The following is an 18,900-nucleotide window of genomic DNA, read 5'->3' on the forward strand; positions in this document are numbered from 1 at the left end:
CGTCCGAAGGTCCCCGGCGGCCGCTGCGTAGGGTGGTCCCACCACTCGAACAGCCCCACCGAAGGGACATTCAGCGCGATGGCGATCCAGGTCGGCGAAAAGGCCCCCGACTTCGAGCTCAAGGACAACCACGGCGCGACCGTGAAGCTCTCCGACTTCCGCGGTCACAAGAACGTCGTGCTGCTCTTCTACCCGTTCGCCTTCACCGGCGTGTGCACCGGCGAGCTGTGCGAGCTGCGGGACCACCTTCCGCACTTCTCCGACCGCGACACCCAGGTGCTCGCCGTCTCCAACGACTCCATCCACACCCTGCGCGTCTTCGCCGAGCAGGAGGGCCTGGAGTACCCGCTGCTGTCCGACTTCTGGCCGCACGGCAACGTCTCGCGCGCCTACGGCGTCTTCGACGAGGACAAGGGTTGCGCCGTGCGCGGAACCTTCATCATCGACAAGGAGGGCGTCGTGCGCTGGACCGTCGTCAACGGCCTGCCGGACGCCCGTGACCTCAACGACTACGTGAAGGCGCTCGACACCCTGTGATTCCCGGTCGCCAGGGCCTGCGAGGCACGGGAACCCCTCACTAGGATCGACTCGTTGATCCGACATCCAGTACTACGGGGCTCCCCGGCCCCAGGACACCAATGGAGGACTCGTGGGAGTCAGCCTCAGCAAGGGCGGCAACGTATCGCTGACCAAGGAGGCTCCGGGCCTGACCGCGGTCATCGTGGGTCTGGGGTGGGACGTGCGCACCACGACAGGCACGGACTTCGACCTCGACGCCAGCGCCCTGCTGCTGAACAGCGGCGGCAAGGTCGCGAGCGACGCGCACTTCATCTTCTTCAACAACCTGAAGACCCCGGACGGCTCGGTCGAGCACACCGGTGACAACCTCACCGGTGAGGGCGAGGGCGACGACGAGCAGATCAAGGTCAACCTCGCCACCGTCCCGGCCGACGTCGAGAAGATCGTCTTCCCGGTCTCGATCTACGACGCCGAGAACCGCCAGCAGTCCTTCGGCCAGGTCCGCAACGCCTTCATCCGCGTGGTGAACCAGGCCGGCGGCGCGGAGATCGCCCGTTACGACCTCAGTGAGGACGCCTCCACGGAGACCGCGATGGTCTTCGGCGAGCTGTACCGGCACGGCGCGGAGTGGAAGTTCCGCGCCATCGGCCAGGGCTACGCCTCGGGCCTGCGCGGCATCGCGCAGGACTTCGGCGTGAACGTCTGAGCGGGCCATCCGCCCGCATCGTCCGGCGCCGCACGGTTTGCGTGCGGCGCCGGACGCGCAGGACAACCAGAAAGCAGCAACGGGGAGGGACCACAACATGGGCGTCACGCTCGCCAAGGGGGGCAACGTCTCCCTGTCCAAGGCCGCACCGGACCTCACGCAGGTGATGATCGGGCTCGGCTGGGACGCGCGCTCCACCACCGGAGCCCCTTTCGACCTGGACGCCAGCGCGCTGGTGTGCAGCAGCGGCCGGGTGCTCGGGGACGAATGGTTCGTCTTCTACAACCAGCTCAAGAGCCCGGACGGCTCGGTGGAGCACACCGGTGACAACCTCACCGGTGAGGGCGACGGCGACGACGAGTCCATCCTGATCGACCTCTCCAAGGTGCCGGCGCAGTGCGACAAGATCGTGTTCCCGGTCTCCATCCACATGGCCGACGAGCGCGGCCAGACCTTCGGCCAGGTCAGCAACGCGTTCATCCGCGTGGTGAACCAGGCCGACGGCCAGGAGCTCGCCCGCTACGACCTGAGTGAGGACGCCTCCACGGAGACCGCGATGATCTTCGGCGAGGTCTACCGCTACCAGGGCGAGTGGAAGTTCCGGGCCGTCGGACAGGGGTACGCGTCAGGGCTGCGAGGCATCGCTCTAGACTTCGGAGTCAACGTTTCGTAAAGCCGGGTGCGGCGCGGGGGAGACCCGTACACCCCGTACACAAGGGATTGGGTAGCCAGTGGTTCTGAAAACCTTCGGCTGGTCGTTCGCGGTCACCGCGCTCGGACTGGTCGCAGCGGTCTTCTACGGGGGGTGGACCGCCTTCGGCATCGTGGCGATCCTCTCCGTACTGGAGATCTCGCTGTCGTTCGACAATGCCGTGGTCAACGCCGGCATTCTGAAGAAGATGAATGCCTTCTGGCAGAAGATCTTCCTCACCATCGGCATCCTGATCGCCGTCTTCGGCATGCGGCTGGTCTTCCCCGTCGTCATCGTCGCCGTCAGCGCCCAACTGGGGCCGATCGAGGCGGTCGACCTCGCGCTCACCGACAAGGACCGCTACCAGGAGCTCGTCACCGACGCGCACCCGTCGATCGCGGCGTTCGGTGGCATGTTCCTGCTGATGATCTTCCTCGACTTCATCTTCGAGGACCGTGACATCAAGTGGCTCGGCTGGCTGGAGCGCCCGCTCGCCAAGCTCGGCAAGATCGACATGCTGTCGGTCTGCATCGCCCTGATCATCCTGCTCTTCTCGGCGATGACCTTCGCGACGCACGCTCACCAGCACGGCGGCGCGCACGTCGACAAGGCCGAGACGGTGCTTCTGTCCGGCATCGCCGGCCTCATCACGTACATGATCGTCGGCGGTCTCTCCGGCTTCTTCGAGGACAAGCTCGAAGAGGAGGAGGAGCGCGAGCACGAGCAGGAGGAAGAGGCCGCGAAGAAGGGCAAGCCGCGCTCGGCGGTCGCCCTGGCCGGCAAGGCGGCGTTCTTCATGTTCCTCTACCTGGAGGTCCTGGACGCGTCGTTCTCCTTCGACGGCGTCATCGGCGCCTTCGCCATCACCAACGACATCGTCCTGATGGCCCTCGGCCTCGGCGTCGGCGCCATGTACGTCCGGTCGCTCACCGTGTACCTGGTCCGCCAGGGCACCCTGGACGACTACGTCTACCTGGAGCACGGCGCGCACTACGCCATCGGCGCGCTCGCCATGATCCTGCTGATCACCATCCAGTACGAGATCCACGAGCTCATCACCGGCCTGATCGGCGTGGCCCTGATCGGCTGGTCCTTCTGGTCCTCCGTGCGCCGCAACAAGGCCCTCGCGGCGGCCGAGGGAAACGCGGGCTCGGACGACAAGACTGAGGTGTCGTCCGGGGTGTGACACCCGACCGGGTGAGGAACGCTTCTGTGCGGGGCGGCCGTCGAGGAGGAGTCCTGGGCGGCCGCCCCGCTGTCGGTCCACAACTGAACGTGGGGGCGGGAATTGGGCATCTTGGACGGTCTGTGGGGCGCACGCCGCGCCGACTTCGACTCGGGCAGCGCGTCCAGCAACGCCATCGAGCTGACCAAACGGCACAGCCAGGTGTCCCTGACGAAGCAGGGCGCGGCCACGGGCCATCTGCGCGTCAACCTCAACTGGCGCATGCGCACGTCCGACTTCGGCGGCTCACAGCGTGAGAGCCTGCTGCGGCACCCCTTCAAGGCGCTGAAGCCGCCGGAGGTCATGGGTCACAGCCAGAGCATGGTCAACGTCGACCTCGACCTGGGATGCCTGTACGAGCTCCAGGACGGCACCAAGGGCGTCGTCCAGCCGCTCGGCGGCTACCTCGGCGACGTGAACGCACCGCCGTACGTCAAGCTCAGCGGCGACGACCGGTTCGGTTCCGCGTCCGGCGAGACGATGTACGTCAACCTTGACCACCGCGAGGAGATCAAGCGGCTGCTGGTGTTCGTGTACATCTACGACCAGACACCGGCGTTCGACCGGACGCACGCGAGCGTGACCCTGTTCCCGAGCAACGGGCCGCGCATCGAGATCGGCCTCGACGAGCGGCACCCCCAGGCACGGTCCTGCGCGGTCGTGATGATCGAGAACGTGAAGGGGGAGATCATGGTGCGGCGCGAGGTCAGGTTCGTGTACGGGTTCCAGGGCGAGCTGGACCGGCTGTACGGGTGGGGGCTGCAGTGGGGGCGGGGCTACAAGTCCAAGGCGGGGCGGTGACGTTGGCCGGCGATCCGGCGCATTCCGGCGCTGCGCGGGCGCGGGTCCCGCGCGGTTGACCGCCGGGTGCCCCGCGCCCCTCGCCCGCGCTGTCTGGGCGCCCCGGGCGTCCTCGGCGTCCTCAGCGCCCGATGAACTGCGGGCCCTGCGGCGGCAGCTGGAAGTTCGGGTCCGGAGTCGCCGGGTTCGGGTAGCCGTAGCCCTGGGCGGTCGGAGCCTGCTGGGGGTAGCCGTAGGACGGGGCCGCGCTCGTCGGCTGCGGGTAGCCGTATGAAGGCTGCGCCTGGGCCTGCGCCTGGGGCTGCGGCTGGGGGTATCCGTAGGCCGGCTGGGACGGGACCGCCGCGGTCGGCTGCTCCGGGGGGAGCGGCTGGGAGACCTCCGGCCGGGGAGTGACCCTCGTCGGGCCCTCCGACCGCTCGGACTGCTCGGCCTGCTCCGACTCGTCGACCGAGATGCCGAAGTCCGTGGCCAGGCCCTTCAGACCGTTGCTGTAGCCCTCGCCCAGCGCGCGGAACTTCCAGCCCTCACCGCGCCGGTACAGCTCGCCGCAGATCAGCGCGGTCTCCTCGCCGGTCTCCGGCTTGACGTCGAAGAACGCCAGCGGCTCCGCGTCGGCGACCGTCGCGTCGTACAGCAGGATGCGCAGCGACTGCACGCGGTCGAAGGTGACGCCGTCCGCCGAGGCGACGAGCAGAATCCGGCCGACCGCCGACTCGACACCGGAGAGGTCTGTCTGGATCGTGTCGGTGAGGGCCTCGGCGACCTGCTTCTTGCCGAGCCGCCACACCTGCCCGGACGGGTGCCGGGGCTGGTTGTAGAAGACGAAGTCCTCGTCGGAACGCACACGACCGTCGGGGCCGAGGAGCAGCGCGGAGGCGTCGACGTCCGGGACCCCCTGCCCGGGTGTCCAGCGCAGCACGGCACGTACCGTGGTGGCTTCCAGCGGGACGTTCGACCCCTTCAGCATCGCGTGCGTCATGCGGTCATCCTGCCCTGTCGGTCCTGGTCACGACAACGCGGGGGAGGGGATTCCGGTGCCGGTGCCGGGGAACCCGGAGCGCGCCGTATTGGCCGGAACGGCGTGTTCGCTTTACTGGGAATTCATGCCTGTCGGGAACTCCTGACATGGACTTCTACGTACTATTACCGGCCACCTTTGGACAGATCACAGGTCGCCAAGACACCGCGGGGGAGCTTTATGCAACATTTCGGGCACATCGCCCCTGAGGTGCGGGAACGTATCTTCCACCAGGAGCCGTGCGAGTTCACCGCCGACTCCCCGGCCCGCCTGCTGTCGGCGGCCCTGGGCGCCACCCTGTACAGCCCGGCCACCCGGCCGAGACTCGCGGACGACATCCTCAAACAGGCCGCGCGCGGCGTCGTGTCGATGGTGCTGTGCCTGGAGGACTCCATCGACGACGCGGACGTCCCGGCCGGCGAGGACAACCTCGTCCGGCAGTTCACCGACCTCGCCGCCCGCGCCGGAGCGGACCTGCCGCTGCTGTTCGTCCGGGTCCGGGTGCCCGAGCAGATCCCCGACCTGGTGCGCCGGCTCGGCCCCGCCGTCCGGCTGCTGTCCGGATTCGTCCTGCCGAAGTTCACCGAGGAACGCGGCATGGCGTTCCTGGAGGCCCTGTCCGGCGCCGAGGCCGCCAGCGGCCGGCGGCTGTTCGCCATGCCGGTGCTGGAGTCTCCCGAGCTGCTCTACCGCGAATCGCGGGTGGCCACCCTGGAGGGCATCTTCCGCGCCGTGGACAAGTACCGCGACCGGGTCCTCGCGCTGCGCCTCGGCGTCACCGACTTCTGCTCCTCGTACGGCCTGCGCCGCGGCCCCGACATGACGGCCTACGACGTCCAGGTCGTCGCGTCCGTGATCTCCGACGTGGTGAACATGCTGGGGCGGGCCGACGGCACCGGCTTCACCGTGACCGGGCCCGTGTGGGAGTACTTCCGCGTCCAGGAGCGCATGTTCAAGCCCCAGCTGCGGCAGAGTCCCTTCCTGGAGGTGCAGGCCGTGGCCCTGCGCGAGAAGCTGATCGAGCACGCCATGGACGGGCTGCTGCGGGAGATCTCCCTGGACCACGCCAACGGCCTGCTCGGCAAGACCTGCATCCACCCGTCCCACGTGCTGCCGGTGCACGCGCTGTCCGTCGTCAGCCACGAGGAGTTCTGCGACGCCCAGGACATCCTGCGGCCCGAACGGGACGGCGGCGGCGTCCTGAGGTCGGCGTACACGAACAAGATGAACGAGGTGAAGCCGCACCGCGCCTGGGCCGAGCGGACGCTGCTGCGCGCCGAGGCGTTCGGCGTCGCCAACGAGGACATCGGCTTCGTGGAACTGCTCGCCGCCGGCCTCACGGACGGCACGTAACCGAGAACCGGCACCGCCCACGGCCGGGAACGCGATTTCGGTTCCGACGCGGGCGCAGGATATTCATGAGGGCGAACAGGGAGGTGCACGAACGCGTGCGATACGGGGAGCAGGACGGGCCGTCCGACGGCACCGACGGCATATGGTCCGGCAGCTGGGTCGCCGAGCGGCTCGGCGTGCGGCTGACCGGCGACGACTCGCTGACCGGCCTGCTGGGCCTCGCGCTGCGCCGCAACCCCAAACGGGCCCATCTGCTCGTGTCCCACGTGCTCGGCAAGCACGTCCCGCAGTCGCCGTCCGTCGTCTACGGCCACGGCCTCCGGCTGGGCCGCCGGGTACGCGAACTGCTGGGCGCCGACGCGGCCGCCGCCGTCGTCCTCGGCTACGCGGAGACCGCGACCGGCCTCGGCCACTCGGTCGCCGACGGCGTGGGCCTCGCCCCCTACCTGCACTCCACCCGCCGCCCCGTCGACGGCGTCACCCCGGCCGGCGGCTTCGAGGAGTCCCACTCGCACGCGACGTCGCACCTGCTGCTGCCCGCCGATCCCGCGCTGCTGGCCGGGGACGGGCCGCTGGTCCTCGTCGACGACGAGTTCTCCACCGGCAACACGGTCCTCAACACGATCCGCGACCTGCACGCCCGCTACCCGCGGAAACGGTACGTCGTCGTCGCCCTCGTGGACATGCGCTCGCCCGCCGACAGCGACCGGCTCACGGACTTCGCCCGCGAGATCGGCGCCCGCGTCGACCTGGTGGCGGCCGCCTCCGGCACCGTGACCCTGCCGGACGGCGTCCTGGACAAGGGCCGCGAGCTCGTCGCCCGGCACGAGAGCGGCCCCGACGCCCCCACCGGACGCCCCGGCGGCCGCATCACCCGCCTCGACCTGCGCTGGCCGCGCGGCCTGCCCGACGGCGGCCGGCACGGCTTCACACCCGCGCACCGCGCCCGCCTGGACGCCGCCCTGCCCGCCATGGCGGCCCGCCTCGCCGAAGCCCTGCCCGCCGACGCCCGCCGCCTCCTCGTCCTCGGCTTCGAGGAGCTGATGTACGCGCCGCTCAGGCTGGCCCGCGAGCTCGAGCAGACCGTCACCGCCGACGTCCGCTACTCCACCACCACCCGCTCACCCGTCCTCGCCGTCGACGACCCCGGCTACGCGATCCGCACCCGCCTCGTCTTCCCGGCCCACGACGACCCGGCAGACGGCCCCGGCGAGCGCTACGCCTACAACGTCGCCGGGGCCGGCTTCGACGCCGTGATCGCGGTCGTCGACTCGGTCGCCGACACCCCCGCCCTGCACGCGCCCGACGGACTCCTCGCCCGGCTCGCCGCGCACACCCCGCAGGTCCTGCTCGCGGTCGTCCCGAGCCACGTCCCCGAGCCCCGCACCGAAAGGCCCGCCATGCTGCCCGAGCCCCTACGCGGCCCCGCCTTCTCCTCGTACCCGCCCGACGAGGTCGGCTGGCTGCTCCAGGACCTCTCGGACGTGACGCTGGAGGCGCCGACCGAGGAGCGCGAGGAGGCCATCCAGAGCGGCGGCGCCCACTACGCCGAGTCCCTGCCCGTCGAGTACCAGCCCAGCGAGCAGTACACGGAGCTGTTCCACGCCGCGCTGGAGACCTCGGCGGCCCGCATCGCGCTGGCCGCCGGCGCCGTCACCGAGCTGGTGCTCGCCGAGCGCTCCCCGAGACCCGTCCTCGTCTCCCTGGCCCGCGCCGGCACCCCGATCGGCATCCTGATGCGCCGCTGGGCCCAGTACCGGCACGGCACCGACCTGCCGCACTACGCCGTGTCCATCGTGCGCGGCCGCGGCATCGACGCCAACGCGCTGCGCCGGCTGGCCGCCGACCACGACCCGCGCGACGTCGTGTTCGTCGACGGCTGGACCGGCAAGGGCGCCATCACCCGCGAACTGGCCGCCGCCCTGCGGGAGTTCGAGGACAGCGACGGCATCACCGGCTTCGACCCGGAGATCGCGGTACTCGCCGACCCCGGCTCCTGCGTACGGACCTACGGCACCCGCGAGGACTTCCTCATCCCCTCCGCCTGCCTCAACTCCACCGTCTCCGGGCTGATATCGCGCACCGTGCTCCGCTCCGACCTGGTCGGCCCGCACGACTACCACGGCGCGAAGTTCTACCGCGAACTCGCCGGCTCCGACGTCTCCGTGGCCTTCCTCGACGCCGTCTGCGCCCGCTTCCCCGAGGTCACCGACGCCGTCGACCGGCAGGTCAAGGACCTGCTCTCCGCCGACCGCGCCCCCACCTGGGAGGGCTGGGCGGCCGTCGAGCGCATCAGCGAGGAGTACGGCATCCACGACGTGAACCTCGTCAAGCCCGGCGTCGGCGAGACCACCCGGGTGCTGCTGCGCCGCGTGCCCTGGAAGATCCTGGCCCGGCAGGACGCCGGAAGCGACCTCGACCACGTGCGGCTGCTCGCCGAACAGCGCGGCGTGCCCGTCGAGGAGGTCGCCGAACTCCCCTACACCTGCGTCGGGTTGATCCACCCCCGATTCACGCGCGGCGCGACCGGCGCCGACGGCAGGGCGGTGACGGTCTGATGCCGGTGCTCGTCGCGAGCGACCTCGACCGCACGCTCATCTACTCGGCGGCGGCGCTGGCCCTCACCATGCCGGACGCGCGGGCGCCGCGGCTGCTGTGCGTGGAGGTCCACGAGAGCAAGCCGCTGTCGTACCTGACGGAGACGGCGGCGCAGCTGCTCACCGACCTCGGTGACGCGGCCCTGTTCGTGCCGACCACGACCCGCACCCGCAAGCAGTACCAGCGCATCAACCTGCCCGGCCCGCCGCCGAAGTACGCGATCTGCGCCAACGGCGGACACCTGCTGGTGGACGGCGTCTCGGACCCCGAGTGGCACGCGCGCGTGACCGCGCGGCTGGCCGACGAGTGCGCGCCGCTGACCGAGGTGCGCGACCACCTCGTGAACACCGCCGACCCGCTGTGGGTGCGCAAGCACCGCATCGCCGAGGACCTGTTCGCCTACCTCGTCGTCGAGCGCGAACTGCTCCCCGAGGAATGGGTGAAGGAACTCGCGGTGTGGGCGGAGAACCGCGGCTGGACGGTGTCGCTCCAGGGCCGCAAGATCTACGCCGTGCCCAAGCCGCTCACCAAGAGCGCCGCGATGCGTGAGCTCGCCCGCCGCACCGGCGCCGACCTCACCCTGGCCGCCGGGGACTCCCTCCTCGACGCCGACCTGCTGCTGGCCGCCGACCGGGGCTGGCGCCCCGGCCACGGCGAACTGGCCGACGCCGACTGGACGGCACCGGCGATCACCGCCCTGCCCGACCGGGGCGTCCTCGCGGGGGAGCGCATCCTGCGGGAGTTCCTGCGGGCGGTACGGGGGGGACGCGCAGCGGGGGTGACGGGGGTCGGGTAACCGGGGGGCGTTCCGGGCGGGGCGCCGGTGGTGAGAGGGCTGGTGCCGGCCAGGGAAGCCGGTGCCGGCGGAACGCCCGGTGCCGGACCGTGAACGGTGCTGGCCAGGGAAGCCGGTGTTGGCCAGGGAACCCCCGGTGCCGCCAGGGAACGCCCGGTGCTGCCCGGAAGGCCTGTGTGTCAGCCGCAGCAGCCCCCGCCGCAGCAGCCGCCGCCTCCGCCGCCCTGCCGGGGCGCGGGAGCGGGCGCGGACCCCCCGGCCGTGCCGCCGACGGCCACCGTCGACAGCAGCTTCACCGTGTCGTCGTGGCCCGCGGGGCAGCTCGCGGGAGCGGAGGACTCCGCCATGGGACGGCTCAGTTCGAAGGTGTCGCCGCAGGTCCGGCAGCGGTACTCGTAGCGAGGCATGCGCACAGATTAGCGGGCGCGGCACGCGGCGTCGCCGGTGCTCCTCACTGGGCGGCGCCGCGTTCCTCACGGATCTGGGAGACCACGCGCCCCACCGCCTGCCGTACCGCTTCCGTCTCCGTCAGGAAGTGCCAGTAGTCGGGGTGCCGGCCCTCCAGCGTGCCGATCGCCCGGTCCAGGCGGGCCACCGCGTCGTCCAGCGGGCGCGCGTGGCGCGGGTCGGGGGTGTGACGGCCCGCCATCGCCAGGCGCTGCGCGTCCCGGATCGCGAACCGCGTCCGCTCGATCTCCGCCTGCGGGTCCTTCTGCACGGCGTTCAGCCGCCGCAGCCGGTCGCCGGCCGCCGACACCGCCTCGTCCGTCGCGTTCAGCAGGGCCCGCACCGTCGACAGCAGCGCCGTCGCGTCCGGCCAGCGCTGCTCGTCCCGCGCGGCCTGCGCCTCCCGCAACTTCACCTCGGCCTGCCGTACCGTCTCCACGGCCTGGTCCGGCACGTACTGCAGGTCCTGCCAGCAGGCGGCCGTGAACCGCCGGCGCAACTCGCTCAGCACCGGCTCGACCTGCCCGGTGCGGGTGGTCAGGGCCTCGGCGCGGGTACGCAGCGACACCAGCCGGTTGCCGATCTCGGCGGCCCGCTCCGGCAGCCGCTCCGCCTCCGCCCGGACCGTCTCCGCCTCGCGCGCGACCCGCTCGGCCCGCTCCAGCGTCTGCGGCACGCCGTGCTGCCCCGCGCCCTGGTTCAGCCGGGTCAGCTCCGGGGCGAGCGCGGCGAGCCGGGCGGCGAGGTCGTCCGCGCGCAGCCCCGATCCGCGCGCCGCGTCGAGGGCGTTGGACGCGGCGAGCAGGGACTGCCGGGCCCGCTCCACGGCGGGCGCGAGCCGGGCCAGCTGGGTCTCGGCCTTGCCGAGCAGCGGGCCGAGCCCCTCGGTGAAACGGTCCAGCTCCTGCTTCACCCGGTCCAGTCCGCCTTTGGCCTCGGTCAGCTCCGTGCGGGCCCGGGCGGCGACCGACGCCTCCAGGTCGTCCCGGTCGAGATCGTGGGCGTCGACGGCGCTGATGTAGCGGTGGCTGGCCTCGTCGATGCGGCGGCCCAGCGCCTCGAAGTCGGCGACGGCGCGGCGGGCCGCGGGGGTGGCGTCGACGGCGGTGATCGTCTCGATGGAGATCCGCAGGTCCCGCTGGGCGGTGTCGAGCTCGTAGAAGGCCTCGGCCGCCGCGTCCTTCGCGGCCTGCGCCTCCGCCCGCTGGCCCTCGGCCCGGCCGCCGAACCAGCGCCGCGTGCCGCCGCCGGCGAACGCGGCGGGCAGCACGAGAACGGCGGTCAGCGGCAGCGCGATCAGGGTCAGCGCGTCACGCAGAGGCCCCGGGGCGCGGCCCGCGCGGCGTGCGCGCGGGCCGGGTGTCCGAGGAGCGCGGCGGCGTGCGCGCGGCGCGAACGGTGAGTACGGCCGCGATGGTGTCGCCGTCACATCCCTCTCCCCGTGCTGTGGTCCGCCCTGCCCGGTGTCATGTCATTCTCCCACCGGTTGAGGACGAACACACGGGCCGATCAGTTCGCGGTCCGGACCGTGACTTTCCCGTCGCCGGTACGCGCGGACACCACGTGGTCGCTCGTGTCGCTGCGGGGCACCGACACGTCCACCGAGCCGTCCCCGGTCTCGGTCGTCACCCGGTACGTCTCCCGGGGCACCGCGATCGTCACCGAGCCGTCGCCGGTACGGGCCTCCACCAGGTCCGGTACGGCGTCCAGTTCGAGCCGGACCGAGCCGTCCGCAGTCCGGGCGGACACCTTGCGCGAGGACACGTCCGCGTGGACGGAGCCGTCCCCGGTGTGCACCCGGACCGCCCCCGAGGTGTCCGTGATCCGCACCGAGCCGTCCCCGGTGCGCACCCGCAGGGGCCCGCTGGAGCCGCTGACCCGCACGGAACCGTCGCCGGTACGGATGTCGAGGGCCGCACGGAAGCCGCTCGCCCGGACACTGCCGTCGCCGTCCTCGACCTCGACGGCGACGCCGCGCGGCACCCGGACGCGGTGCTCGGCCTCGCAGTCGGCGACCACCCCGGAGCACTTCAGGCGCAGCACCAGCCGGTCGTCCTCCATCGTCCAGGTCACCTCGGGCTCGTCACCCAACGCGACCGAGCCGTCGAACCAGCGGGTGACGCCCACCGTGCCCGCCTTCTGCTCGTCCGTCGCGACGATCTCCAGCGCCGAGTCGTCCGAGTCGATGGTGAGGGTGCGGCCGGACAGCGCGAAGGACCGGTGCTCGGGGTCCTTGTCGTCCCCGGCGGAGGCACAGGCGCTCGCACCCGCCACGAGGACCACGACGGCACCGGTGACGGCGGCGGCACGAACGGCGGCGGTACGGCGGGTGGTACGGGACATGACGGTCTCCCCCTGGGACGGCCGGCGCGGCGGCTCCGCGACCGGTGCCCGCTCCGGTGCGGGCGCTTCGACCGTACGGACCTGGGCGCCCAGGGGGGATCCGGGCCGCTCCCGGATCCGGGGTGGGGTTAACCCCCGCCGTTCCCCTACGGGCCGGATACGGGTTTGCGGGACAGCGCCCCCGGCAATGTAGGCTGTCGACTCGTCCTGGCCACGTGGCTCAGGAACCGGGTGCGTAGCTCAGGGGTAGAGCGCCTGCCTTACAAGCAGGATGTCGGCGGTTCGAAACCGTCCGCGCCCACCGGGATCATCAGGGAACCGCCCCGGACCGTGCCACCGGACCGGGGCGTTTTTCGTACCCTCCGGCGGCTTCTTTAGGATGACCCCGTGAACGGCCCCCGAGCGTACGACCGGCGACCACCCGCGCGGTGGTGGCGGGCGGTGTGCGTGCTGGGGCTGCTGGCGGGCGTCCTGGCCATGCACGGGCTCGCGCCCGGCGGCGGTACGGGGCACGGCCACACCGGTGCCCACTCCCACGCACACGTCGGCGGAGCCGACCCTGTCGATGCCCGCCCCGGCTTGGGCGCGGCGGTGGAGCAGGGACACCACGCCGACCCGGTCGCGGTCACGGCTCCGGTGGCGGGGTGTGCGCACGACGACGGCGGCGGTCACGCGCGGCACGCCGATCCGACCTGCGCGTCGGGCGCGGTGGGCGGCGGGCCGGTGCTGCCCGCGCTCGTCCTCGACCCGGTTCCGGCGGCGGCCCGCGCCGACGCCGTACGGGCGTACGCGGCCGAGGCGCCGGACGGCGCACGCGCCCCGCCCTCCCTGGCCGAACTCCAGCTGCTGCGGATATAGGCACCGCTCCCGCACCGCGCCCCGGCGGCGCGGCGCAGCCGTGTGCCGTATTCCGAAATCCACTTGCCACAGCAGGAGTTCACGCATGACCAGCGACATCCGCAACACCAGTGAGACCAGCGACATCCGCAACACCAGCGACACCGGAATCCGTACCCTCGCGCGTCGTGCCGCCCTGGTGGCGGTCACGGCCGTCGCCGGGCTCGCCCTGGCCGCCTGCGGCGGCGACGGCGACGGCGGACACGGGGGCCACGGCGCCTCGTCCCCGAGCGCCGCCTCCAGCGCGTCGGCCGACGCCACGGCCGGTGCGCACAACGCCCAGGACGTCGCCTTCGCGCAGGGCATGATCCCGCACCACCGGCAGGCCCTGGAGATGGCCCGCCTGGCCCCCGACCGGGCCGGGTCCGCCGAGGTCAAGGACCTCGCCCGGCGCATCGAGAAGGCGCAGGACCCGGAGATCCGGACCATGTCCGGCTGGCTGGAGACCTGGGGCGAGGACGTGCCGCGGGAGACGCCCGGCGCGGACCACTCGGCGCACTCGGGCCACTCGGGCATGCCCGGGATGATGTCCGAGGAGGACATGGCCGAGCTGGAGAAGGCGTCGGGCAAGGCCTTCGACGCGATGTTCCTGACGATGATGATCGAGCATCACGAGGGCGCCGTGGAGATGGCCAGGACCGAGAAGGCCGAGGGTCGCCACGGTCCGGCCAAGAAGCTGGCCGGCGCCATCGCCACGGCGCAGACCGAGGAGATCGCCGAGATGAACAAGCTGCTCGGCAAGGACTGACGTCGTCAGGAGGCGCCGTCGGGAACCTCCGGCGGCGCCTCGTGGGCGTGCTTCAGCTCGGAGCGGGCGCGCATCCGGTCGGGGCCGGCCAGCTCCGTCCAGTAGCGGTGGGTGCTGACGAACACGGCGAGTTCACGCTCGCGCTGCCGGAGCTTCTCCACCTCGGCCTGTTCGTCGGCCGTCCAGCCGGGCGAGGCCGGGCGCTCCACCTTGCGCCAGCCGTTGTCGTCGCTGAAGCCGTCCACGGGCTCGACCGACCAGGGGAGGCGCTTCAGCAGGGCCGACAGCTCGGCCCGGACCTGATGCAGTTCCTCCTGACCGGCGAGGAGGTCACTCGGAAAGTCATAGGTCGTTGCCACGAGCCAATGATACGCCTGTTCGATTTTGGGGTGCGAGTTCCCAGCGTGGCTTCACTCGAACGGGCGTGCCCGCGCGGAGCCCCGGGACGGGTCGGCCCGCCGCCGTTGTCAGACCCCCGTCCTACCGTTGCTGCATGGAGAACACGGGTGGCCTCATGGGCGGTGGCACGAGTGGTGACGCGGGCGGGGGCGCGCGTGGTGAGCAGGTGCGGCTGGTGCCGTACGGGGACGGGGATCTGTGGCTGCTGCGCCGTTACAACAGCCCGGAGATGACCGAGCACCTGGGCGGTCCCGAGACCGAGGAGAAGCTCCTCGCCCGGCATCAGCGGTATCTCGACCTGGCGGTGGGCGGGATGTTCCGGGTCGTGCTGGCCGGCAGCGGCGAGACGGTCGGCAGCATCGGCTTCTGGGAACACGAGTGGCGGGGCGGGACGGTGTGGGAGACCGGGTGGGCCGTCCTGCCCGAGTTCCAGCGCAGAGGGCTCGCCGTACGGGCGGCACGGGCGGTCGCCGAGGCCGCGCGGGACGCCGGGAGACACCGGTACCTGCACGCCTTCCCGAAGGTGGACCACGCGGCGTCCAACGGGGTGTGCCGCCGGGCCGGGTTCACCCTGCTCGGGCCGGTCGAGTTCGAGTACCCCAAGGGGAACCCGATCACGTCGAACGACTGGCGACTGGACCTGACCGACGGCCGCCCCGACGGGACGCCTGACGCGCAGGACGCGTGACACGGGGCATGCCTCGCGTCCGGCATGCCTCACGCGCAGGACGCATGACGTACGGGATGCATGACGTACGGGACGCCTGCCCGTACGTCAGGAATGCCTGGCGCGAACGCATGACGCGAACGCATGACGTACGGGACGGCCGACCCCGCGGCGCGACCGGCCGTCCCGCGCGTGCCGCGTGCCGTCAGTACCCGGCGTCCGTCAGCTCCCGCACCACACGGGCCGTCACCGGCGCGGGCACCCCGTGGCGTTCGGCCGCGCGGAGCAACGCGCCGCCGATGGCGTCCAGTTCGAGGGCGCGGCCCGCCTCGGCGTCCCGCTGCATCGAGGACTTCATGCCGGCCGGGAAGGCGTCGTACCGGGCGAGCGCCCCGGTCGGGTCCGCCGGGCCGCCGCACGCCCCGCTGACCGCCGCCGTCTCCGTCACCAGCGCGGTCAGCTCGTCGCGGTGCCGGGTGCGGATGTCACCCAGGGGCAGGCCGTGGCGGGTGGTGAGCAGCGCGAGCGGCGCGAGGAACGACATCTTCGCCCACAGCGCCGCCGCCTCGTCGTCCAGCACCCGGGTGGCAGGGCCCGCGGCGGCCAGGGTCGCGGCCAGGGCGTCGAGCCGCGCGCGGGGCACGGGGTCGCCCGCCAGGTCGACCTCGGCGAAGGGGCTGGCGTGCGCCACGACGCCCGGCGCGACGCGGGTCGACTCGACGCGGATGACGGCCGGGGCGACGCGGTCGGTGCCGTAGCGGGCGCGCAGGGCGGCCGGGTGTTCGACGCCGTTCAGGAGCGGCACGAGCAGACCGTCGCCGAGCGCGTCGGCCGGGACGCGGTCGAGGGCGGCGGCGAGGGTCGTGTGCTTCACCGCGACCAGGCAGGCGTCGACCGGCTCGCGCAGCTCGGTGTCCGCCTCGACGCGGGCCGTGAAGTCGCCGAACCGTCCGCTGCGGACGCGTATCCCGTCCGTGCGCAGCGTCCGTGCGGTGTCCTCGCCGGCCAGGCAGATCACCCGGTGCCCGGCGCGCGCGAGCAGCGCGGCGAGCAGCCCGCCCACGCCGCCCGGGCCCAGTACGGCGACCGTGGTCTTGTCCTGCGTCATGCGTCGTCCCCTCGTCGGTCGGCCCCGGGACGGTGGCCGCTGCGATCATGTTCTGCTCAATCGGGCCGGGACGTGTCGGTATTCCCGGGAGGGAGCGAGACTGGGGGCATGTGCCGCAGCATCAAGACGCTCCGCCCGCCCGCCCTGCCCGAGGAGGCCACGGAGGACGACATCAGGGCCGCCGCCCTCCAGTACGTGCGCAAGGTGTCCGGCTTCCGGGCCCCCGCCGCGCACAACCAGGAGGTCTTCGACCATGCCGTGAACGCGATCGCCCAGGCCACGGCCGAACTGCTGGCGGGGCTGGAGGTACGCGGACAGACGGCGAAACGGGCCGGCTGAGGCGGGGGCGGGGGCGGAGGCCGGAGACGGGTGGGTGGCCGACGCCGAACGCCGGCGAGGCCACCAAGCCGGGCCTCACGTCGGTCACACTGCCAAGCCAGGCACCAAGCCGGCCGTCACACCGCCGAGCCAGGCCGTCACGCCGGTCAGGCACCAAGCCGGTCACGCCGCCACGCCGGGCCTGACGCCAGTCACGCCGCCAAGCCGGGCCCTCACGCCGTCGCGCCGGCCGCGCCGGTCACGCCCCTGCTCCCGCCCCTACACCGGCCTCCGCCGCATCAAGTACGCCGCGCCCGCGCCCGCGCCGAACAGGGCCGTCATGGACACCCCCGCGGCGAGCCACGTCGCGCCCAGCCACTGGCCGCCGAGGTAGCCGAGGGCGACGCTGTACGCGGCCCAGGACACGCCGGCCAGCGCGGACCAGGGCAGGAACTCGCGGACCCGGCGGTGCGCGGCACCGGCGGCCAGGGAGACCAGCGAGCGCCCGGCCGGGGCGAAACGGGCCAGGACGACCAGCGCGCCGCCGCCCCGTGCGAGCGCCGCGCCAAGACGTTCCTGCGCGCCGGTGAGACGGCGTGAGCGGGCGATGGCGCGGTCCAGCCGGGGGCCGCCCCGCCGGCCGACGCGGTAGGCCACCAGGTCGCCCAGCACGGACGCGGTCGCGGCGCACAGCGTGAGGACCAGGATGTCGGGCACGTCGGCCGGCACCTTGCCCGCCGCCGCGCCGGTGCCCGCTGCCGCCGCCGTGGCCGCCGTGATCACCAGCACGCCGCTGGGCAGAACCGGCAGGAACACGTCGAGCAGCACCGACAGGGCCACCACCGCGTAGATCCATGGGCTACCGGTCAGTGGCCCCATACTCTCCAGCACCGCAACTCCCCGTGATTCCCCCGTGGGCCAGACCGTGCCGCGATGACGCGGGGGGAGCGGCAGGAGTGACCGTGACAGCCACAGAGCGTACGCCTGGCGTGTGACAGGCGGTTCACGGGGGGCTCGCGTGTTGGGCACCGCGCGTTCACCCGGCTGCCGCCCCCGGAGGGCGGCCGGCGCGGGCGTCCCGTAGCAACAGAGGGACGTATGCCGGACGGACAACGGGACGGCTGGGCCCGGGAAGCGGTGGAGACCATGGCAGGACTGTGTGCGGGCGCCCTCGCGGCGGCCGTGTTGGTGACGGGCACGGCGGGCGCGACCGGTGCCGACGGCTACTCGATGCGTACGGCGGCCCGGTTCGCGCCGCCCACCGCCTTCGTCCCCTCGGCGGCGGTGACGTACGACAGGAAGCTCGTCCCGGCGGCCTCCTGGATCGAGGTGCGCCAGCGGATGCGGGCCGGCGGCGCCACGACCGTGAAGCTGCGGGTGACGGGGCTGAAGCCCGGTCACACGTACGGCGTCCACGTGCACCGGAAGCCGTGCGGCGCCGACCCGGCCGCGGCGGGCGGCCACTACCAGCACCGGCCGTCCGGCGATCCGGCCGCCGTCAACCCGCACAACGAGGTCTGGCTCGACTTCCAAGCCGACGAGCGGGGCCGGGGCGCGGCGAGCGCCCGGCACGACTGGGGCTTCCGGCGCGGTGAGGCGTCCTCCGTGGTGCTGCACGACGAGCCGGGCGGCAGCGGTGCCCGCGTCGGCTGCTTCACGGTGCCGTTCGGCTGGGTCGCCGCAAAGTGACGGGCGCCCTCCCGCAGGTCACGCGCGGGAGGGCACCGTCCGGTCGTCGGTCAGGCCGCGACCGGCGACTGCCGCGGGGTCTCCTCGGATGCCGAGGAGCGGCGCGTCAGCAGCTGGTCGAGGCCGAAGGCGCCGGAGCCGGTGAAGACCAGTAGCAGGAACGCCCAGCAGAAGATCGCCGAGAGCTCGCCGCCGTTCTGCAGCGGCCACAGGGTCTCGGGCTGGTGCACCTTGAAGTACGCGTACGCCATGGAGCCCGAGGCGAGGAAGGCCGCGGCGCGGGTGCCGAGGCCGACCAGGACGAGGCCGCCGCAGACCAGCTGGATGACGGCCGCGTACCAGCCCGGCCAGGAGCCGGTCTCCACGGTGCCGCCGCCGACGGCGCCGCCGAGCACGCCGAAGAGGGAGGCCGCGCCGTGGCAGGTGAACAGCAGGCCGATGACGATGCGGAACAGGCCGAGTGCATACGGCTGTGCTCTGTTGAGGGGTTCGGTCATGGGGGGAGGAACTCCTTCGGAAGCACCGGCCTGTGGCGGCGGACCGGCGGGGGACGGAACCGAACGGGTCACTGCAA

The 18,900-nt window shown here is 72.6% G+C and carries 21 protein-coding genes and 1 tRNA gene; 14 read left to right on the forward strand and 8 right to left on the reverse strand.

Going from position 1 to position 18,900, the window contains the following annotated elements; genetic code table 11:
- Positions 1-78 precede the first annotated feature (78 nt).
- From QC282_RS11105 to QC282_RS11125, 5 genes are all read left to right on the forward strand, one after another.
- Positions 79-537: a peroxiredoxin gene (locus QC282_RS11105; RefSeq protein WP_279549090.1), complete on the forward strand. Its 459-nt coding sequence runs from the start codon at positions 79-81 to the stop codon at positions 535-537.
- A 112-nt stretch (positions 538-649) separates the two neighbouring features.
- Positions 650-1,225, forward strand: coding sequence for a calcium homeostasis/redox stress adaptation protein (locus QC282_RS11110; RefSeq protein ID WP_279549091.1), 576 nt, complete (start codon positions 650-652; stop codon positions 1,223-1,225).
- A 97-nt stretch (positions 1,226-1,322) separates the two neighbouring features.
- The gene (locus QC282_RS11115) at positions 1,323-1,898 is read left to right on the forward strand and encodes a TerD family protein (RefSeq protein ID WP_279549092.1); all 576 of its coding nucleotides are present in this window, start codon (positions 1,323-1,325) and stop codon (positions 1,896-1,898) included.
- A 58-nt stretch (positions 1,899-1,956) separates the two neighbouring features.
- Positions 1,957-3,102: a DUF475 domain-containing protein gene (locus QC282_RS11120; RefSeq protein WP_279549093.1), complete on the forward strand. Its 1,146-nt coding sequence runs from the start codon at positions 1,957-1,959 to the stop codon at positions 3,100-3,102.
- A gap of 102 nt (positions 3,103-3,204) precedes the next feature.
- Positions 3,205-3,942: a Tellurium resistance gene (locus tag QC282_RS11125; protein WP_279549094.1), complete on the forward strand. Its 738-nt coding sequence runs from the start codon at positions 3,205-3,207 to the stop codon at positions 3,940-3,942.
- A gap of 121 nt (positions 3,943-4,063) precedes the next feature.
- On the opposite strand, the gene QC282_RS11130 is transcribed toward QC282_RS11125, so the two are convergent.
- Complete coding sequence (locus QC282_RS11130; RefSeq protein ID WP_279549095.1) at positions 4,064-4,924, reverse strand: TerD family protein; 861 nt, start codon at positions 4,922-4,924, stop codon at positions 4,064-4,066.
- Positions 4,925-5,143: 219 nt separating this feature from the next.
- Between QC282_RS11130 and QC282_RS11135 the strand changes: the two genes are divergently transcribed.
- From QC282_RS11135 to QC282_RS11145, 3 genes are all read left to right on the forward strand, one after another.
- Positions 5,144-6,316 (forward strand): HpcH/HpaI aldolase/citrate lyase family protein, encoded by a 1,173-nt coding sequence (locus QC282_RS11135; RefSeq protein WP_279549096.1) that lies wholly within the window; start codon positions 5,144-5,146, stop codon positions 6,314-6,316.
- Between the two features lie 65 nt (positions 6,317-6,381).
- Positions 6,382-8,874, forward strand: a complete 2,493-nt coding sequence (locus QC282_RS11140; protein WP_279549097.1) for a phosphoribosyltransferase — start codon at positions 6,382-6,384, stop codon at positions 8,872-8,874.
- Positions 8,874-9,710: an HAD family hydrolase gene (locus tag QC282_RS11145; RefSeq protein ID WP_279549098.1), complete on the forward strand. Its 837-nt coding sequence runs from the start codon at positions 8,874-8,876 to the stop codon at positions 9,708-9,710. Before QC282_RS11140 ends, QC282_RS11145 begins: the two co-directional genes overlap by 1 nt.
- 179 nt (positions 9,711-9,889) lie before the next feature.
- Here the strand turns inward: QC282_RS11145 and QC282_RS11150 are convergent, their stop codons facing one another.
- The 3 genes from QC282_RS11150 to QC282_RS11160 form a co-directional block, all read right to left on the reverse strand.
- Entirely contained in the window at positions 9,890-10,117 is a 228-nt protein-coding gene (locus QC282_RS11150; RefSeq protein WP_279549099.1) for a zinc ribbon domain-containing protein, read from the reverse strand.
- 44 nt (positions 10,118-10,161) lie between these two features.
- Positions 10,162-11,586, reverse strand: coding sequence for a hypothetical protein (locus tag QC282_RS11155; protein ID WP_279549100.1), 1,425 nt, complete (start codon positions 11,584-11,586; stop codon positions 10,162-10,164).
- 80 nt (positions 11,587-11,666) lie between these two features.
- Positions 11,667-12,500, reverse strand: coding sequence for a DUF4097 family beta strand repeat-containing protein (locus QC282_RS11160; RefSeq protein ID WP_279549101.1), 834 nt, complete (start codon positions 12,498-12,500; stop codon positions 11,667-11,669).
- A 229-nt stretch (positions 12,501-12,729) separates the two neighbouring features.
- Between QC282_RS11160 and QC282_RS11165 the strand changes: the two genes are divergently transcribed.
- From QC282_RS11165 to QC282_RS11175, 3 genes are all read left to right on the forward strand, one after another.
- Positions 12,730-12,801 (forward strand) — tRNA-Val (locus QC282_RS11165).
- An 86-nt stretch (positions 12,802-12,887) separates the two neighbouring features.
- Entirely contained in the window at positions 12,888-13,358 is a 471-nt protein-coding gene (locus QC282_RS11170; RefSeq protein ID WP_279549102.1) for a DUF6153 family protein, read from the forward strand.
- A gap of 85 nt (positions 13,359-13,443) precedes the next feature.
- Positions 13,444-14,145: a DUF305 domain-containing protein gene (locus tag QC282_RS11175; protein ID WP_279549103.1), complete on the forward strand. Its 702-nt coding sequence runs from the start codon at positions 13,444-13,446 to the stop codon at positions 14,143-14,145.
- A gap of 5 nt (positions 14,146-14,150) precedes the next feature.
- On the opposite strand, the gene QC282_RS11180 is transcribed toward QC282_RS11175, so the two are convergent.
- Complete coding sequence (locus tag QC282_RS11180) at positions 14,151-14,504, reverse strand: hypothetical protein (protein ID WP_279549104.1); 354 nt, start codon at positions 14,502-14,504, stop codon at positions 14,151-14,153.
- Between the two features lie 155 nt (positions 14,505-14,659).
- On the opposite strand from QC282_RS11180, the gene QC282_RS11185 reads away from it, so the two are divergent.
- Positions 14,660-15,232 carry a GNAT family protein gene (locus QC282_RS11185; protein WP_279549130.1) on the forward strand — a complete coding sequence of 191 codons (573 nt, stop codon included), beginning with the start codon at positions 14,660-14,662 and terminating at the stop codon, positions 15,230-15,232.
- A 184-nt stretch (positions 15,233-15,416) separates the two neighbouring features.
- Here QC282_RS11185 and QC282_RS11190 read toward each other — a convergent pair whose 3' ends face one another.
- Positions 15,417-16,319, reverse strand: a complete 903-nt coding sequence (locus QC282_RS11190) for a 2-dehydropantoate 2-reductase (RefSeq protein WP_279549105.1) — start codon at positions 16,317-16,319, stop codon at positions 15,417-15,419.
- A gap of 108 nt (positions 16,320-16,427) precedes the next feature.
- On the opposite strand from QC282_RS11190, the gene QC282_RS11195 reads away from it, so the two are divergent.
- Positions 16,428-16,658, forward strand: coding sequence for a DUF2277 domain-containing protein (locus QC282_RS11195; protein WP_279549106.1), 231 nt, complete (start codon positions 16,428-16,430; stop codon positions 16,656-16,658).
- Positions 16,659-16,916: 258 nt separating this feature from the next.
- Here QC282_RS11195 and QC282_RS11200 read toward each other — a convergent pair whose 3' ends face one another.
- Positions 16,917-17,528: a DedA family protein gene (locus tag QC282_RS11200; RefSeq protein WP_279549107.1), complete on the reverse strand. Its 612-nt coding sequence runs from the start codon at positions 17,526-17,528 to the stop codon at positions 16,917-16,919.
- 255 nt (positions 17,529-17,783) lie between these two features.
- Between QC282_RS11200 and QC282_RS11205 the strand changes: the two genes are divergently transcribed.
- Complete coding sequence (locus QC282_RS11205; RefSeq protein WP_279549108.1) at positions 17,784-18,326, forward strand: superoxide dismutase family protein; 543 nt, start codon at positions 17,784-17,786, stop codon at positions 18,324-18,326.
- A 50-nt stretch (positions 18,327-18,376) separates the two neighbouring features.
- On the opposite strand, the gene QC282_RS11210 is transcribed toward QC282_RS11205, so the two are convergent.
- Complete coding sequence (locus tag QC282_RS11210) at positions 18,377-18,823, reverse strand: DoxX family protein (RefSeq protein ID WP_279549109.1); 447 nt, start codon at positions 18,821-18,823, stop codon at positions 18,377-18,379.
- Positions 18,824-18,900 lie beyond the last annotated feature (77 nt).

This window comes from Streptomyces sp. DH24 (assembly GCF_029813775.1).
GTDB lineage: Bacteria > Actinomycetota > Actinomycetes > Streptomycetales > Streptomycetaceae > Streptomyces.

What these genes read in the sequence shown, in the direction of transcription:
- QC282_RS11105 (WP_279549090.1), top strand. Translation starts at nt 79, where the DNA reads ATGGCGATCCAGGTCGGCGAAAAGGCCCCCGACTTCGAGCTCAAGGAC.
- QC282_RS11115 (WP_279549092.1), top strand. Translation starts at nt 1,323, where the DNA reads ATGGGCGTCACGCTCGCCAAGGGGGGCAACGTCTCCCTGTCCAAGGCC.
- QC282_RS11130 (WP_279549095.1), bottom strand. Translation starts at nt 4,924, where the DNA reads ATGACGCACGCGATGCTGAAGGGGTCGAACGTCCCGCTGGAAGCCACC.
- QC282_RS11135 (WP_279549096.1), top strand. Translation starts at nt 5,144, where the DNA reads ATGCAACATTTCGGGCACATCGCCCCTGAGGTGCGGGAACGTATCTTC.
- QC282_RS11140 (WP_279549097.1), top strand. Translation starts at nt 6,382, where the DNA reads ATGAGGGCGAACAGGGAGGTGCACGAACGCGTGCGATACGGGGAGCAG.
- QC282_RS11145 (WP_279549098.1), top strand. Translation starts at nt 8,874, where the DNA reads ATGCCGGTGCTCGTCGCGAGCGACCTCGACCGCACGCTCATCTACTCG.
- QC282_RS11150 (WP_279549099.1), bottom strand. Translation starts at nt 10,117, where the DNA reads ATGCCTCGCTACGAGTACCGCTGCCGGACCTGCGGCGACACCTTCGAA.
- QC282_RS11160 (WP_279549101.1), bottom strand. Translation starts at nt 12,500, where the DNA reads ATGTCCCGTACCACCCGCCGTACCGCCGCCGTTCGTGCCGCCGCCGTC.
- QC282_RS11175 (WP_279549103.1), top strand. Translation starts at nt 13,444, where the DNA reads ATGACCAGCGACATCCGCAACACCAGTGAGACCAGCGACATCCGCAAC.
- QC282_RS11185 (WP_279549130.1), top strand. Translation starts at nt 14,660, where the DNA reads ATGGGCGGTGGCACGAGTGGTGACGCGGGCGGGGGCGCGCGTGGTGAG.
- QC282_RS11190 (WP_279549105.1), bottom strand. Translation starts at nt 16,319, where the DNA reads ATGACGCAGGACAAGACCACGGTCGCCGTACTGGGCCCGGGCGGCGTG.
- QC282_RS11195 (WP_279549106.1), top strand. Translation starts at nt 16,428, where the DNA reads ATGTGCCGCAGCATCAAGACGCTCCGCCCGCCCGCCCTGCCCGAGGAG.
- QC282_RS11205 (WP_279549108.1), top strand. Translation starts at nt 17,784, where the DNA reads ATGGCAGGACTGTGTGCGGGCGCCCTCGCGGCGGCCGTGTTGGTGACG.
- QC282_RS11210 (WP_279549109.1), bottom strand. Translation starts at nt 18,823, where the DNA reads ATGACCGAACCCCTCAACAGAGCACAGCCGTATGCACTCGGCCTGTTC.